Source organism: Pseudoduganella sp. R-34 (genome assembly GCF_049904655.1).
GTDB lineage: Bacteria > Pseudomonadota > Gammaproteobacteria > Burkholderiales > Burkholderiaceae_D > Rugamonas.
The window spans coordinates 2,465,430-2,478,889 of sequence record NZ_CP184572.1; the positions used below are offsets into that span (position 1 = coordinate 2,465,430).

At 56.4% G+C, this 13,460-nt stretch carries 17 protein-coding genes and 1 riboswitch; of the genes, 6 read left to right on the forward strand and 11 right to left on the reverse strand.

The window, feature by feature from the left end:
• The first annotated feature begins 71 nt into the window (after positions 1-71).
• Positions 72-1,520, forward strand: coding sequence for an OmpP1/FadL family transporter (locus ACN9MW_RS11270; RefSeq protein WP_426170761.1), 1,449 nt, complete (start codon positions 72-74; stop codon positions 1,518-1,520).
• A gap of 45 nt (positions 1,521-1,565) precedes the next feature.
• Here ACN9MW_RS11270 and ACN9MW_RS11275 read toward each other — a convergent pair whose 3' ends face one another.
• Positions 1,566-2,789, reverse strand: a complete 1,224-nt coding sequence (locus tag ACN9MW_RS11275) for an NADH:flavin oxidoreductase/NADH oxidase family protein (RefSeq protein WP_426170762.1) — start codon at positions 2,787-2,789, stop codon at positions 1,566-1,568.
• A gap of 133 nt (positions 2,790-2,922) precedes the next feature.
• On the opposite strand from ACN9MW_RS11275, the gene ACN9MW_RS11280 reads away from it, so the two are divergent.
• On the forward strand, positions 2,923-3,354 hold the full coding sequence (locus ACN9MW_RS11280; RefSeq protein WP_426170763.1) for a MerR family transcriptional regulator: 432 nt from the start codon (positions 2,923-2,925) through the stop codon (positions 3,352-3,354).
• 45 nt (positions 3,355-3,399) lie between these two features.
• Here the strand turns inward: ACN9MW_RS11280 and ACN9MW_RS11285 are convergent, their stop codons facing one another.
• The 6 genes from ACN9MW_RS11285 to ACN9MW_RS11310 form a co-directional block, all read right to left on the reverse strand.
• Entirely contained in the window at positions 3,400-3,726 is a 327-nt protein-coding gene (locus ACN9MW_RS11285) for a hypothetical protein (protein WP_426170764.1), read from the reverse strand.
• 41 nt (positions 3,727-3,767) lie between these two features.
• Positions 3,768-3,870, reverse strand: a riboswitch (SAM-I-IV-variant riboswitch).
• A 115-nt stretch (positions 3,871-3,985) separates the two neighbouring features.
• On the reverse strand, positions 3,986-4,630 hold the full coding sequence (locus ACN9MW_RS11290; RefSeq protein WP_426170765.1) for a GNAT family N-acetyltransferase: 645 nt from the start codon (positions 4,628-4,630) through the stop codon (positions 3,986-3,988).
• Positions 4,631-4,777: 147 nt separating this feature from the next.
• Complete coding sequence (locus tag ACN9MW_RS11295) at positions 4,778-5,260, reverse strand: hypothetical protein (protein ID WP_426170766.1); 483 nt, start codon at positions 5,258-5,260, stop codon at positions 4,778-4,780.
• 17 nt (positions 5,261-5,277) lie between these two features.
• Positions 5,278-5,544 (reverse strand): hypothetical protein, encoded by a 267-nt coding sequence (locus ACN9MW_RS11300; protein ID WP_426170768.1) that lies wholly within the window; start codon positions 5,542-5,544, stop codon positions 5,278-5,280.
• Between the two features lie 18 nt (positions 5,545-5,562).
• The gene (locus ACN9MW_RS11305; protein ID WP_426170769.1) at positions 5,563-5,922 is read right to left on the reverse strand and encodes a helix-hairpin-helix domain-containing protein; all 360 of its coding nucleotides are present in this window, start codon (positions 5,920-5,922) and stop codon (positions 5,563-5,565) included.
• 289 nt (positions 5,923-6,211) lie between these two features.
• Positions 6,212-6,946 (reverse strand): ATP-grasp domain-containing protein, encoded by a 735-nt coding sequence (locus ACN9MW_RS11310; protein WP_426170770.1) that lies wholly within the window; start codon positions 6,944-6,946, stop codon positions 6,212-6,214.
• Positions 6,947-7,397: 451 nt separating this feature from the next.
• Between ACN9MW_RS11310 and ACN9MW_RS11315 the strand changes: the two genes are divergently transcribed.
• Positions 7,398-8,566 (forward strand): IS3 family transposase gene (locus ACN9MW_RS11315; protein ID WP_426161420.1). Its coding sequence is split into 2 segments (ribosomal slippage): positions 7,398-7,665 and positions 7,665-8,566, totalling 1,170 coding nucleotides; the frame shifts between segments, so codons are not numbered across the junction.
• Between the two features lie 301 nt (positions 8,567-8,867).
• Here the strand turns inward: ACN9MW_RS11315 and ACN9MW_RS11320 are convergent.
• From ACN9MW_RS11320 to ACN9MW_RS11335, 4 genes are all read right to left on the reverse strand, one after another.
• Positions 8,868-9,254: a hypothetical protein gene (locus ACN9MW_RS11320; RefSeq protein ID WP_426170771.1), complete on the reverse strand. Its 387-nt coding sequence runs from the start codon at positions 9,252-9,254 to the stop codon at positions 8,868-8,870.
• A gap of 389 nt (positions 9,255-9,643) precedes the next feature.
• Positions 9,644-9,925 (reverse strand): hypothetical protein, encoded by a 282-nt coding sequence (locus tag ACN9MW_RS11325; protein WP_426170773.1) that lies wholly within the window; start codon positions 9,923-9,925, stop codon positions 9,644-9,646.
• 639 nt (positions 9,926-10,564) lie between these two features.
• A complete protein-coding gene (locus tag ACN9MW_RS11330; protein WP_426170774.1) occupies positions 10,565-11,032 on the reverse strand; it encodes a hypothetical protein in 468 nt (155 codons plus the stop codon).
• Positions 11,033-11,049: 17 nt separating this feature from the next.
• On the reverse strand, positions 11,050-11,418 hold the full coding sequence (locus ACN9MW_RS11335) for a transposase (protein ID WP_426170776.1): 369 nt from the start codon (positions 11,416-11,418) through the stop codon (positions 11,050-11,052).
• Between the two features lie 644 nt (positions 11,419-12,062).
• On the opposite strand from ACN9MW_RS11335, the gene tnpB reads away from it, so the two are divergent.
• Genes tnpB through ACN9MW_RS11350 form a run of 3 tightly spaced genes read left to right on the forward strand, consistent with a single transcriptional unit; the run spans position 12,063 to position 13,385 of the window.
• On the forward strand, positions 12,063-12,413 hold the full coding sequence (gene tnpB / locus ACN9MW_RS11340) for an IS66 family insertion sequence element accessory protein TnpB (protein ID WP_426170777.1): 351 nt from the start codon (positions 12,063-12,065) through the stop codon (positions 12,411-12,413).
• Positions 12,365-12,916 carry a transposase domain-containing protein gene (locus ACN9MW_RS11345; RefSeq protein ID WP_426170778.1) on the forward strand — a complete coding sequence of 184 codons (552 nt, stop codon included), beginning with the start codon at positions 12,365-12,367 and terminating at the stop codon, positions 12,914-12,916. Before tnpB ends, ACN9MW_RS11345 begins: the two co-directional genes overlap by 49 nt.
• A complete protein-coding gene (locus ACN9MW_RS11350) occupies positions 12,885-13,385 on the forward strand; it encodes a hypothetical protein (RefSeq protein ID WP_426170780.1) in 501 nt (166 codons plus the stop codon). Before ACN9MW_RS11345 ends, ACN9MW_RS11350 begins: the two co-directional genes overlap by 32 nt.
• The last annotated feature ends 75 nt before the right edge of the window (positions 13,386-13,460 follow it).

Below are 13,460 nucleotides of genomic sequence, written 5' to 3' on the forward strand. Positions count from 1 at the left end.
TGCGGTGCCCTCGCGCATTTCTTATGACGCAAGGTTGAACATATATCAATAACGAACAGCCGAGACCTACCTTGAACCCAAAATACCTCTCCCTGATGGTTGCTGCCGCCCTGTCGGCCGCCGCAATGAACGCAAACGCATCCGGTTACCGCTTCGGTTCCCAGTCCGTGTCCGGCCAGGGCACTGCGGATTCCAACACCGCTGAAGCTGCCGATGCTTCCACCATTTTCGCCAATCCAGCCGGCCTGTCCCGTCTGGAAGGCACCCAATTCTCCGGCGGCATCACCGCCGTGGTACCGCACTCGACCTACGACGACCAGGGCTCGCAGCGTTACGGCAAGGTCGGCTCGACCGGCGGCGCAGCGCATCAGGATGACTACGCTCCAAGCGCGGTGGCGGCTCCTTCCCTGTACATCTCCCACAAGCTGAACGACAAGTGGGCGTTGGGCTTCGGCGCCTTCGTTCCTTACGGCGCGAAGCTGGACTATGACAACAACTGGGCCGGCCGCTACGCGCTGACCAGCATCGACCTGAAGTCGGTGACCCTGAACCCATCCGTCTCGTTCAAGCTGGACGAGCGTCACTCCTTCGGCTTCGGTATCGATGCCGAGTTCATGAAGGCCGAGCTGGGCCAGGGCGTTGACGTGCCAGGCTCCATCATGTTCCTGAGCGCCAACGCTGCCACGAACCCTGCGATTGCCGCGCGTCGTGCTGAACTGCTGCAAAAGATCGTTTTAGCCGGTGGCAACCCTGCTGCCCTGTTAGCCGCTAAAGATGGCCACGCCACCATGGACGGCAAGGATTGGGGCGTAGGCTTCAACCTGGGCTACATGTTCAACCTGACCAAGGACACCCGCTTCGGCCTGGCCTACCGCTCGTCGATCCATCACAAGCTGAAGGGCGACGCGGTGTGGGACTTCTCCACCGTCACCAGCGATGCAAAGGTGAACGCCGTGTTGCAAGCGTCCTCCCGCAAGGCCAATTCGGGCGCCCTGGTTGACATCAAGACCCCGGAAACCCTGTCGGCCAACGTGTTCTCGCAGATCGATGACAAGCTGGCTCTGATGGCTGACCTGACCTGGTCCCGTCACTCCCGCATGAAAGACCTGCATATCGAGTTCGTCGGCACCGGCGAAGGCGATGAAGTGATCCGCCAGCAATGGAAAAACACCATGCGCGCATCGCTGGGCATGAACTACAAGCTGAATGACGCCTGGATGCTGCGCGCCGGTGTGGCAATCGACGAATCCCCAGTGGAAAAAGCATCCCTGCGCCATCCAGCACTGCCTGATTCGGACCGCAAGCAGCTCTCCTTCGGTGCAAACTGGAAGGTAACGGCTAATTCGTCGATCGACCTGGCTTACAGCTACCTGAAGTTCGATGACGCGTCGTCCACTTACCAAAACCAGTGCAGCACCCTGGCACCTGCCGGCACCTGCACCGGCAACGGCGAAACCACCGTCGGCACCTGGAAGACCCACATGTCGCTGGTTGGCCTGTCGTACAACTATAAGTTCTAATCCTCCACGGATGAACCGAGAAGCCGGCGCTTGCGCCGGTTTTTTTTATGTTTGAACCCACTGGCGGTATCGAAAATTCCCGATCGTTGTGCCCCATTGCTGCTGCAACAGCGCGAGAACGGGCGTCACGTTGGGGTTGGCCGGTTTGCCGCGGCTCAGGCGGCGCAGCTGGTGCTTCACCATCGCCATGTAGGTCACCGAAGCCAGCACCTTGTTCTTCCAGGTGATGGCGCGCAGCAGGGGAGCCTGCGCCTTGTCCGTGCGCCAGGCATTGGGCAGTTGCGGGTCGAGTGCGAGTGCGGTGCCGATGCCCGCCATGTCGATGCCGCTGGCCAGTACTTGTTCGACGACAGCAAAGCGGCGGATGCCGCCGGTGACCATGACCGGCATGCGCGCCACCGACCGGATGTCCTTCGCAAACTCAAGGAAATAAGCTTCGCGCGCCAGCGTGCGTCCATCGCGCGCCTCGCCCTGCATGGCCGGTGCCTCGTAGCTGCCGCCCGAGAGTTCGATCAGGTCCACGCCTAGCGGGTTGAGCATCTCGACCACCTTCTTCGCATCGTCGGTACTGAAGCCGCCGCGCTGGAAGTCGGCCGAATTAAGCTTCACGGCAACCGCGAAACTGCTGCCCACCACAGCGCGCACGCCTTTGACGATGTCGATCAGCAGGCGGGCACGGTTTTCGAGCGAGCCGCCCCAGCGGTCATCGCGCTTGTTGGTGATGGGGGAGAGGAATTGGCTGAGCAGGTATCCATGCGCCGCATGGATTTGCACGCCATTGAAGCCGAATCCCTCAGCCAGTTGCGCGGCCTTGATGAAGCGCTCCTTCACTTCAGCGATATCTGCCTCCGTCATCGCGCGCGGGGCAGCGAACTGCTTCGAAAAACTCTCCAGATCCATCGCCACAGCGGAAGGCGCGAGGGTCGGCTGCCCCAGGGCGGCCGGCATCTGCCGGCCCGGATGATTAAGCTGTAGCCAGATGTGGGCACCATGGGCTTGCGCAGTTGCCGCCCAATCCTGGAAGCGGTCGCTGTGCAGCCAGGAATCCAGCACAACGCCGCCCGGCCCGGTCATGGCGCGCCGGTCGACCATGACGTTGCCGGTAATGAGCAGGCCGGCGCCACCTTTAGCCCAGGCGCGGTAAAGCCGGATCAACTGGGCGGAAGGAGCATGGTCCTTGTCCGCCATATTCTCTTCCATGGCGGCTTTGGCGATGCGATTCGGGATGACGGCACCGTTGGGCAGTGCCAGTGATTCGAAAGGGTTCATCGTGAAGTCCAGTGAGTTGCGATGGCTCCACCTTAGGATTAAAGTTCACTTGAAGGTCAAGCATTTATTTCGGTCATTGACCTTCAAGTGGGCTTTAAGCTTATAGTGATGCCGTGAACAGCGGGTGGACACTATGAAAATTGGGGAACTGGCTCGGCAAACAGGCTTGGCTGCATCGGCGATACGCTTCTATGAATCGAAAGGGTTGTTGAAGGTAGGGAGGCGGCAATCGAACGTCTACCGCGAATACCCGGAGGAAGCGGTAATGGTGCTGACGATCATCAGCGATGCGCAGCATGCAGGCTTCTCGCTTGAAGAAATTGCCCAGTTGTTGCCGGACGAGGCTTCGGCGTGGAAGCACGATGAATTGCTTGCGGCCCTGCGCAAGAAGATCGCCGACATCGAGGTGCTGGAACAGCGCCTGGCGCGCAGCAAGTCCGAACTCCAGTCGCTGGTGGAACTGATTGATTCAAAGCCCGCAGATGTTGGCTGCAAGGAGAATGCCGAACGGGTGATGGCCGCCATGGAAGGGCGCAGGAGATCGACGCTGCCGAAGCAGCCCTGAGCTGTCTCTGTCTTCCGGCAACCAATGTACCGTTTGACTTTCGAATCAGCGTTGCGCCGCGTCGCTGTCAAAGTGGAGCATGTGCTCGACATGCACCTTGATCTCGCCATTCAGGCAGGCCAGTTCCGAGCGCAGCTCACGCGCCGATTCATCGCCAATGCCTTTCACGGTAATACAGTGATCGTAGCAGCCTGCGCGGCGCGAGATAACCCATTTCTCGATTTGGGCGTTTGAGTTTTTCAGCGTGGCTTCCAGCTGGCCCGCAACGGGTTCGTTGGTTCCCAGCGAGAGATGGAACGTGTGGGTCATGCGGAACTGGTTGCGCCAGGCGCTGAGGTCCAGGGAGGAAGCAGGGGAGGTGTGAGTTGTCATGGTTTCTCCTGAGAGCTTGGCCCGATTCGGAGCAAACCATGTCGCACCCGCTTCGTTGCCGTTAATAGGCCGCATCGCCGTGATGGCTTCCACCTTGCCCGGGGAGGCAGGTTGGCGTCGAAAATTCGACTCTTGATGCTGATTAGTTGATAACAAACGTCGCTAAACGAATTTCGTTATACAGAACTTGCGTTCAATATAGCGGAATTTCTTTGGTTGAGCAACAAATCATTGTAGTGGTGAGCAAAGCACTAATATTTCACCTGCCAGCCGCTGGTAGAACTGCAGTAGACCACGGAGAAATGACGCTCCAGCCAAGGCGGGTATAGAGCGCCCGACCATCCTCGGTCGCCACGAGCAGCCGTTCGGTTACGCCGGCTTCGGTCGCGAGGGTATCGAGAGAGTGCATGACGACACTTCCCAGGCCGCGGCGTCGATGGGATTCTGCGGTTTCGATCTGGTCGAAGATGGCGGTCTGGCCGTGCAGCACAATACGGCCCGACGCTGCCAATTCCTGGCTTTCGTGAAACACTCGCACAACGTGCGCGCCGTGTTGGGTTTCGACAGTAGTCCGGTAACCCGGAGGCATCGCCACTTTGATGTTTGGCTGCGAAGGTCCGGCCATGAGGTAGCCGCGTCCTTCAACACTCCAATGCGCTGGCAATGCCCGCCGCAAGTCCTCCGGCTCGACAGGGGCCTTGAGGAAAATGAATGGTTCCCGTATGCGATCCGCGCATGCTTGAAGTGCTTGCCCTGCATCGGCAAACACGTAGCGCCGCAATTGCGCCGGCATGCCGACTTCGACGACCAAGCCACCATCGTAGGGCACTGGCAATGGCACGCCGCGCGACAAGCTCCAGCCCATAAGCCAGCGTTCGATCAGCGCAAGGTCGATATTCTTCAAGCCGGTTTCTCCGATTGAGATCAGGACGTTAGCCTAACATCAAACGCGCGCCGTTGCTTGGAGCCTCGCCGCCCAACCGCCGCCTTTGCAGTGGCAAGGCAAATTCCAGATCAATCGGGGGTAGGCAAGGGGCGGGTCAGCGCGCGTTCATTTGGCCTCGCAGAAGCTGTTGCCCGGACTGTCTCCTGGCACGTATCGAAGTTGCTCGATGTCGCGAATTTTCAAGTAGGGCCCTTCTTGCCGATCGCTGTATCCAACCAGGATGACGCATGCGTCTTGCCTGAGAACGCTGTATAGCTCGTAGAAGTGGCCAGCTTTCGGCTGGAAACTGGAGGTGATGCGGCAGGCGTAATCGCCTTTGGTAAGGTAGGCCGTAAACGTGAGCTGGCGATCCGCAGATAACTGCAAGGGATTTTCAAGCCGCCGAACGCGCCTTGGCGAACGGCAGGTGTTCGGGTCGTCATAGATGACAAGACCGGAGATCGCAGCGGAGCCACCAACGGCAACCTGAAGTTGTGCAGTCCTTCCTTCAGTGGGAGAAACGAAGTCTGGAACAGGGCTGTACTGCGCGGCTGCCGGCAAAGCTACAGCCATCAGCCCAACTAGAGCGAAGTGAGTGAAGTTGAACACGAAATGAGACTTTGATGTCACGAGCGACGCACAAGGCGTGAAAAATAACCCAGATCATCCCATGCAGCTGCGCCAGAAACGATTGCCTGGGCAAGCTCGGGAGCCAAAGCGTCCGCTCCGATTTGGCCCATAAGACTGAGCATACTCACTTGGTATCCCGCCACTATTTCAGCGCGTCGCTCCGGACTATGCCCAGACCACATGTAACCCTTGTCGTTGTACATTGCCGCTATATCGAGAACGTCGATCAGTTCTTTCTTTAAATCTGAGATTTCGTCGGCCATAGAATTTATTTGGTCAAATCAATCGGCTGCCGGAACGCACAGCGTCGAGGCAGAAGACAATGTCAGGGGTTCACCAGCGGCGACTGCTGGCAAATTGCCGTATTTTCGTTTGCGCAGTTCGGTGAAATGCCACCAAGGCTTGGGCGCACCCCCGCCCAGGAAATCAGTCACCGACATGAATACGTCCAGAACGCATGGGTCATGACGCGTGCCCGTGACGACGCAGAGGGATTCGTAAAGGTGAAGTGGGTCAGCACCAGCCAATTGGGCGGGCTTACTAAAACCTAGCAACTCGAAGTCGCGTGCTGCAGCTGGACCGATGTTGGGAAGGTCGGTGAATCGCCGGATTTTTTCTCGAACGACTTTTTGAGGGTTCATGATTGAACGTGTAGCGTGCAGGCAGTCCAGTTCACTGCAAGTTGGGAGATTCGGACGACGTCATACTATTCAAAGAGAGGAAGATGTTAGTCCTTAACTTCGTCGCGGCGAAGATCAGAGGCACAGCCTCGAAGCCAGCTACGTACATCGCAAAAATGTGCCGAGGCGCCCCAGCGGCGGAGTTTCGTCCCTGTTTCCTAGAGGTTGGGAATTTCTATGATGCCCTGAAAGGGTTCGCACAACAATTTGTATGCGAACGACCGCGCCGCCAATTCAGTTTCGAGTTCCATCACTTCGAAGTCTTCGTTCGGAAGTCTTCCCAGCGAGCCTCAATGATTGAGCTGTAAGGCAAAGAAGGGAGTCCATAGCAGCCAAGTGAAAATCCCTCATTGACCTCAACCAAGATTGTTTCGCCGCTTTCAGTTACGGCGAAGTCGATTCCATAACCTGACGGCGAATCTGCATAGGCAAGGACCGCGGACTCGATGAGCTTGAAGTCCGGGAATGCCCGGAAGTCCCCCTTGTAGTGGCGGCATCCAACGATGGTCCCTCTCAGTACAAAGACGCGATACTCAGAAATCATTGAAACGGGTTCTGAGCAAATAACAGGATAGCCGCCCGGTAGCGATGCGGTTATAGCCAGGTCCCGATAGTTGGTGACGACTTTTCCGCCGAAGAGCTTTCTATCGTTGGGGAGCGGCTTGATAAAAATGCTGCCGCCTCGATCCACAATGCTTCGCACCTCGCCCATCGAGCCTTCCCAAGTACGGCGCCCGGCAAATGAAGAAATTGACTCAGGGATTGAAACTAATCCAGGAGGGGTAATGCCAAGGCGTGTCAAGGCGCTCACTACTACTGGGATACCGCCAACGACTATGGTCTCGTCATCAAGCTCTTTGGAACTGAGCTCTTCGAACTCAAAGAACTCAATAAAGTATCCCTTCTCGGCAAAGCCGAGAAAGGCAGTTAGAACATTGATATTCGCAAATTCGCCGCGATGCTTTTGAATGAGGGCGGCTTTCATTTGGCTGCGCCTAACGAGGCTGTATAAAAAAAACGGTTCACAAGCGACACCTCGCGCGCCCCATGATCTTCACCAGCGATTCTGGTTGCAAAAACAGTCATGACGGCAGTTTGCCCTATGGCCGCCCTTTATGGCAAGCGCAATACACGGCCCCCTGGAAACGGCAGGTTTGCAACGATACAGGCCTTTATTTTCCCTACCCGTGCAGCGCCAACTTCCAGGAGTTCATCTAGTTTTCGTGGCGCGCTGGAGTCATGCCCATACCGTGCGAATCACTGGCGGATGAAGCGTAGCGCGTAAGCTGCCCAGTTGATTACAAATAGAAGGTTAGGTAAATGTAATCGTTGATGCCGATCGAGGAAACTCCTCTGCCATCTCTTGAAGACACGTGAGGTAACCTGACTTTTTCGGACACTCTCGTTTGTTAAACTTAGCAACGGGAGAAGCATTTATGAAATCGAAGACATACACACCGGAGTTCCGGGCAGAGGCGGTCAAACTAGTCCTCGCACAGGGACTGACACTGGAGGAAGCCGCGCAGCGGCTTGACATTCCTAAGGGAACACTGGGGACTTGGGTTAACGCTGCAAAGCGAAGCAATGATACTGGGGCTGCTCCCGGTAGTCGCAGCGTGGCGGAGCTTGAAGCGGAAGTGGCTAGGCTGCGCAAAGAATTGGCCGTTGAACGCATGGAGAAGGAAGTGCTAAAAAAAGCAACGGCGTACTTTGCAAGGGAGTCGCTGCCAGGTACGCGTTCATGAAGTCGGTGCGACTCGACGGATACCCGACGGATTTGCTTTGCAGGGTCTTGAATGTCTCTCGCAGCGGCTTTTACGCATGGCAGGGGCGCAAGCCGTCGCGCCGCGCTCAGGAGGACGCCAAGCTGAAGGTGGCGATTCAGGCCGTGCATCAGCAATCGCGCGAAACCTATGGCACGCTGCGCGTTCATCCTGAACTGAAGGAGCAAGGATTTGAGGCCGGGCGTGATCGCGTCGCCAGGTTGCGCACAGAACTTGGTCTGCGCTGCAGACAAAAGCGCAAGTTCAAGGCCACCACCAATTCCGGGCATGACATGCCGGTCGCGCCGAACTTGTTGAACCAAACGTTCCTGCCGACGCGGCCAAACGAAGCCTGGGTGGCAGACATCACCTACATCGCGACTGAGGAAGGCTGGCTCTATCTGGCCGGCGTGAAGGACGTTTTCACCTGCGAGCTGGTGGGGTATGCGATGGGGCCACGCATGACGCAGGACTTGACGGCGCAAGCCTTGTGGCGGGCTGTGCGCAACAAAAGACCGGCGGCGGGATTGATCCATCATTCTGATCGCGGCAGTCAATACTGCGCCGAGAAATACAGGAAACTGCAGAACCAATTCGGAATGCAGACTTCGATGTCGCGCAAGGGAAACTGCTTCGACAACGCGCCGATGGAGAGCTTCTGGGGCAGCTTGAAAAATGAGCTGGTTCATCATCGTCGCTTTGCATGCAGGTCTGAAGCGCAGGCGGCCATTACGGAGTACATCGAGATCTTCTACAACCGCCAACGGCGTCATTCGCGCCTTGGCTACAAATCGCCGGCACGCTTTGCGGCAGACTTCAACAAGGAAGTGCTGGCAGCTTGAGACGAGAGTGTCCACTATTGACAGTACACCTCACCTCTCGCTCACTAAGGCGTGCAAAAGTCGCACGAAAAGCCTCGATGCCAGGATGATCCAGAAGATTGCAGCCAATCGAGCCGAGATCATCGTTCCCGTCAAAAAATACGTCGATAGGAACGAGTTGCGGCTCGTGCTCTGAACTAAGCTTTTCAACTAATGCGTTGCGTTTTTCAGTATTCATGATTATTCGAATTTGGGCCAAAGCAGACGTTCAGCGGCGCCGTCGGGCGCCCCGCTGGATTGAATGGTTGGGAAGTACGCCCAACTATGAGGCATTCCATGGCTTCATGATTTGACCGTTCCAGGGCGTAAAAAGGTACCCCGATGAAGCATCCTGTAAAGCGACTTGGGCTTCCATCAGCGAGTTAATTTCGTCCAGAGCCGCATCCAGATCGGAAATAAAGAGTTCGAATCGAGATCCGCACTTAGACAGAAACTGTTCGTGCTCCGATCCTTGGCCAATTTCCTTTGCCTCCAGCAAAACATGAGGAAGTTGGACAAGCGTGATCTTAAACTCCTGTGATCCAAGCCTTTTCGCGAATAGCGAGCCCCCGCTCGATCTCACGTCGAAGTCGTATTTCGTAAGTTCTTGCTCCGCTTGCTGGAGTGAGGACGAACCTTCGGGAAAGAAGATAAGGCATGTGCTATTCAATGTTTGCGCTCCTACGTGCGTGCTAATCGACGGCTTGAGCGCGCAACCCGCAAGCTATCCGATTGGCTTTAAGGTTTGGCATTTGCGTCCACCCGCTTGAGCCGAAAAAATTTACGAAGCACCCACAGGATAAGGCCAAGCAGGACAAAGAACGACGCTTGCAACGAGTACACTTGAACCGTTGAAGGGCAGCCCCAAGCGCAGACTGATATATTGAGCGCAGCGGAAAAAGCTAGCGCGGCGATCAGTACAGCCAGTATAAGGAAGTGCTGCACCTTCGTCATGGGCGTCCTAGTAGCCACCGGCCGCCGCAGCGCGCAGCGATGCAGCGGTTCGGTGGACGGAATTGTCGGGTAAGAAACTCAACAAAGATTGGTGCGCGCAGTTGCTCACGGCGCCTTGGATACGCAACGGAACTCAAGGGAGAACGCTGCGCTTCTCGCAAAGCCGGAATTTGTCTCGTCGGCCTTAATCGTTTCCACAGCCTTCCCATCCTTCGAGCAGAAGGCATTTGCTTCAGCATACACCTCACCTTTAACACCGATAGGTGGGCCAAACCCGACCTGCGGGCTTTTCTTCGCAATCAGGAATGTGTCTTTTTCCATTTGCACGACACCCGTACTCGCGCATCCCGCCAACAGTACTACGAAAAACAAACCAAGCAGTTTCAAACAATTCTCCTTCTCTCCTCGTCCTACTACATTAAATCGCGGCGCAACGAGTGCGATAACGGCGGCTGAAGTGCTCAGTGCGTAAGCCGTCCGTTTGATTGAAAGGTCGGGCAAATGGGGACGCATCAAATTCCCCTCACTTGCACGAGTCCGAAGTTCATAAGCAGTTCGTCAGGGATGAAACCAATTTCGCATCGAACGCACCAATAACCCTTTACGAAGCCCATCGCCGGCACCAGTTCCGTCGCAGGATCCTTCCAGTCAAATTCAGTCGGCAAAGCATGAAGCTTGCGCGTGACATGATCCTCGGATTTACAACGAGGGCAACTTACTCTGTCCGGAATAGAATGCAACGGTTTCGTCATTCTTCAGTTGGCCCAACGAATGTAAGGGCCTTCCCCCGTCCCACATGCGCAGCCAGGTACTTGCTGCAAGCACCTGCGGTCTAAAGATTTGGAAGTCCTCCTCATCATTGGTCCACAAGGGGGAGTTATGAATAAGATTAGCACTTTAGCAGCAAATGGGAATGGCGAAAACGTTCTGACTGTGATCGGCATCGATCTGGCATGCAGGCTTATACCGCATGCCGAACCTATTGATGAACCCGTTGTACTCTCGGGGGCGTCCATATCTGAATTGTTAGGCCGCAGGCTGTGATGCCAGCCAAACGGTTTGTCGGCGTCTGAGCATGCCATGGCAATATGGACAGCTTTGAAGCGGCAGTTCATTGAACTCGTCCCAGACCTTCTGTGGGTCTACGCTGGTCCCCGCGTACGATACGCTGTCGGGCGTTGCGGATGCTCCGCATCGTCTATCGCAGTGTTCGCAGATGACGTCTTCGTAGTGGACGCGATAGTAGCGACCGTCAAGGCGAAGCATGGGAACGACGAGCCAGCCAATATGGTGAGGTTTGTGAACGAGTCCAAGGTGAGCGACGTGGAACTGGCCGTACTCATCGAGCCATCTCTTGATCCAGTCTGGAATGGGCAATGCGATATCTCCCAGTGCCGCATCCCTAATAATCTCTGACCAGGCTTCCAGCGATGGGAAGTGCACGATCTGGCCGTGAATGACTTCAGTGCGAATGCGTGGATCAGCAATTTCCATGTGCTGTGCTCTACGGCCTAACGAGGCTGTAGAAATATCCCTTTTCGGCGCGAGTTTGCGCAAACCTCAGGGATTTCTGCCAGCAGCTCAGTTGATTTTTTAATCATTCCGCCAGTTTGCCGCAAACTGCCAGTTTCAGGCAAGTAAAGGCAGTTGGCTTCAGCCCTTTTAGCGTTTCTTAGGCCGCGTATCCGTTCCTTGCCAGCTTTTCGATATTGTGAACCTAGGCAGTAGAGATGCCATTGAGTGTTCACCTTTGCCTGGCTTCGCAACGTAAAGCGGTCAAGCCGCTTGTTGTAGCGCAGGTTAGCGAAGACCGGCTCCATGGTGGCCATGCGCCGACTATACAAAGCGCGGCCACGTGGTGTATCGATTGCCTGTCGCATGGGCTGCACGTAGGTGAGTGGTGACGCCTGCCCTTCCTGAAGAAGGCCACTTGGCGAACCTGCGTGCGCTGCGGATGGCGCGCAGCTTTGCTTGGCGCCTGTGAATTTGTGATGCTGACGGCCGTTGGCAGTGCAGTTCGTGCCACTGCTGTAAAGGTGCTCACCTGCCGGGTAAATGCAGCTCTTGGTTTTTCCATCGAGCTGAAAGTCGGCCGGTCGGAAATGTATGGTGCGCTTTGGCAGCGAGGCACCGCGCTTGTCGTAAAGCGGTAAGCGTCCAGCCCTACCACCTGTAATTTCTTGTTGAACGGTTCAATACTCCTGTCTTTTTTGGAGACGGGAATGTCGGGACAAGACAACAGCAACTGTGGCAAGAGCGGTTAGATGCGGGGCGAGTCAGCGGCGAATCGATGCGTAGTTTTGCAGCTCGCCAAGGCTGGGCGCCCGCGCCAAATAGCATGGTGGAAGAAGCGCTTGGCAGAAGCAGCGGCCTGAACCCATGCCGCTGTTGCCGGTAAAAGTGAAGGCGATAGTGGCAAGCGGCCCGATTCGCCTGTCTGCCCGAATTGGTCGCTCGATTTGCCCAACACCACGCCAGCAGCGTAGTTGGCAGAATTGCTGCGCAGTCTGTGATGCAGTTGCAGGTGAACGCGGTCCGACTGGCCACACAGCCGGTCGATATTCGTGCCGGAATTGACCGGCTGTCGCTGCATGTGCAGCAAGCGCTGGGCAGGGCTCCTTGCGATGGCACGGCCTACGTCTTTGCCAACCGGCGCCACACGCGCCTGAAGGTAGTGTGCTGGGATGCCAACTGCGTGTGGATGTGCGTGCGGCGCCAGCATCATGGCCAGTTCGTTTGGCCGCAAGCCGGTGACACCAGTTGGGAGCTGACGGCCGAACAATGGCAATGGCTGATGGCCGGTGTGGACTGGCAGCGCTTGTCGAGTTGGCCTACTACCGCCGCATTTGGTTTGGCAAGAAGAGCGAAGCCTTGACCGGTGAGCAGCGCGAGCTGTTTGAGGAAACGGTCGATGCCGATCTGGCGGAATTGTCCAACGGTTCCGCCGCAACCGTGACGCGTGATTTCATGGTCCAAGTGTTGGGCGGCAGCGATTGCGGCACGCCGACTGGGCTGAATCCGTATGTCTGCTATCTGAACGATACGTCGGCCATGACGGTGCAGGTGGATGTGTCGGCCACGGCGACGCCGCTGGCGCCGATCGTTGCCGGTGCGTCGATCGTGATTCCTGGCGTGCAAGTGCAGGCGGACGTCAGTGAGCTGTCGATGGAGGCGTGGCTGCAGCAGTTGAGCCAGTCCCTGGCTGGATCTTGCTGGCGCAGATGGCGCAGTTGTCCGGTCCGCAAGGCTGATCGCCTGCTGACACCAGGTAGTCCGCAGGCCGTCAGGCTCGCGGGCTGCCGAGATTGGGATAAAATAATTGCATGTTGGAAATTTGTGGGGCGCTGTGAAGAAAAATCTGAAGCAAAGAGTGAGTAGGTGGAAGCGTTGTGTAGCCGTCGTGATAACGATTGGTGCATGCGACGTATATGCCGTGGAAAGTGGATATGTCGGACGAGATTACAGCAAGCTTTATACAGAATGCGAAGTGTTGCAGACCGGCATGGTGGTCAACGGCGGGTCGCAATTCCACATTGCGCAATGCAAGGCTTCGCAGGGGCCAAGTGGCAAGCTCCGCATCTGGAGAGTGGATTCGCTGCCGGTGAAAGGCAGGGAGGTGGTAATCGTGACTGCCGAGGTTGTCTTGCCTTGGCGGAAGGTTCGGCCGGTTGAGTATCAATTCGTTGATTGTAAGCTGAAGGGACAGCAAGATTATCAGGTCGCCGGTTTCGTTCATCCATATGACCGCCGCTGGAGTAATGCGCTTTATTACTTCGATCCGGCCCGCTCCGACCTCAAACAGATTCCCTCTTCTGCGATTGCGGACTGTATTTTCCCTGAAGGGTAAGTCAGTGGGCCGCGACTTCGGTGAATCATGAAGTCCGCAACGACGCTTCCAGTTGCACTTCGCTGCTTGAGTAGT

Excerpts from the sequence above, each read along its gene's own strand:
- ACN9MW_RS11330 (WP_426170774.1), bottom strand. The coding sequence starts at position 11,032 with ATGGAAATTGCTGATCCACGCATTCGCACTGAAGTCATTCACGGCCAG.
- ACN9MW_RS11285 (WP_426170764.1), bottom strand. The coding sequence starts at position 3,726 with ATGACAACTCACACCTCCCCTGCTTCCTCCCTGGACCTCAGCGCCTGG.
- ACN9MW_RS11280 (WP_426170763.1), top strand. The coding sequence starts at position 2,923 with ATGAAAATTGGGGAACTGGCTCGGCAAACAGGCTTGGCTGCATCGGCG.
- ACN9MW_RS11305 (WP_426170769.1), bottom strand. The coding sequence starts at position 5,922 with ATGAACCCTCAAAAAGTCGTTCGAGAAAAAATCCGGCGATTCACCGAC.
- ACN9MW_RS11335 (WP_426170776.1), bottom strand. The coding sequence starts at position 11,418 with ATGCGACAGGCAATCGATACACCACGTGGCCGCGCTTTGTATAGTCGG.
- ACN9MW_RS11275 (WP_426170762.1), bottom strand. The coding sequence starts at position 2,789 with ATGAACCCTTTCGAATCACTGGCACTGCCCAACGGTGCCGTCATCCCG.
- ACN9MW_RS11300 (WP_426170768.1), bottom strand. The coding sequence starts at position 5,544 with ATGGCCGACGAAATCTCAGATTTAAAGAAAGAACTGATCGACGTTCTC.
- ACN9MW_RS11310 (WP_426170770.1), bottom strand. The coding sequence starts at position 6,946 with ATGAAAGCCGCCCTCATTCAAAAGCATCGCGGCGAATTTGCGAATATC.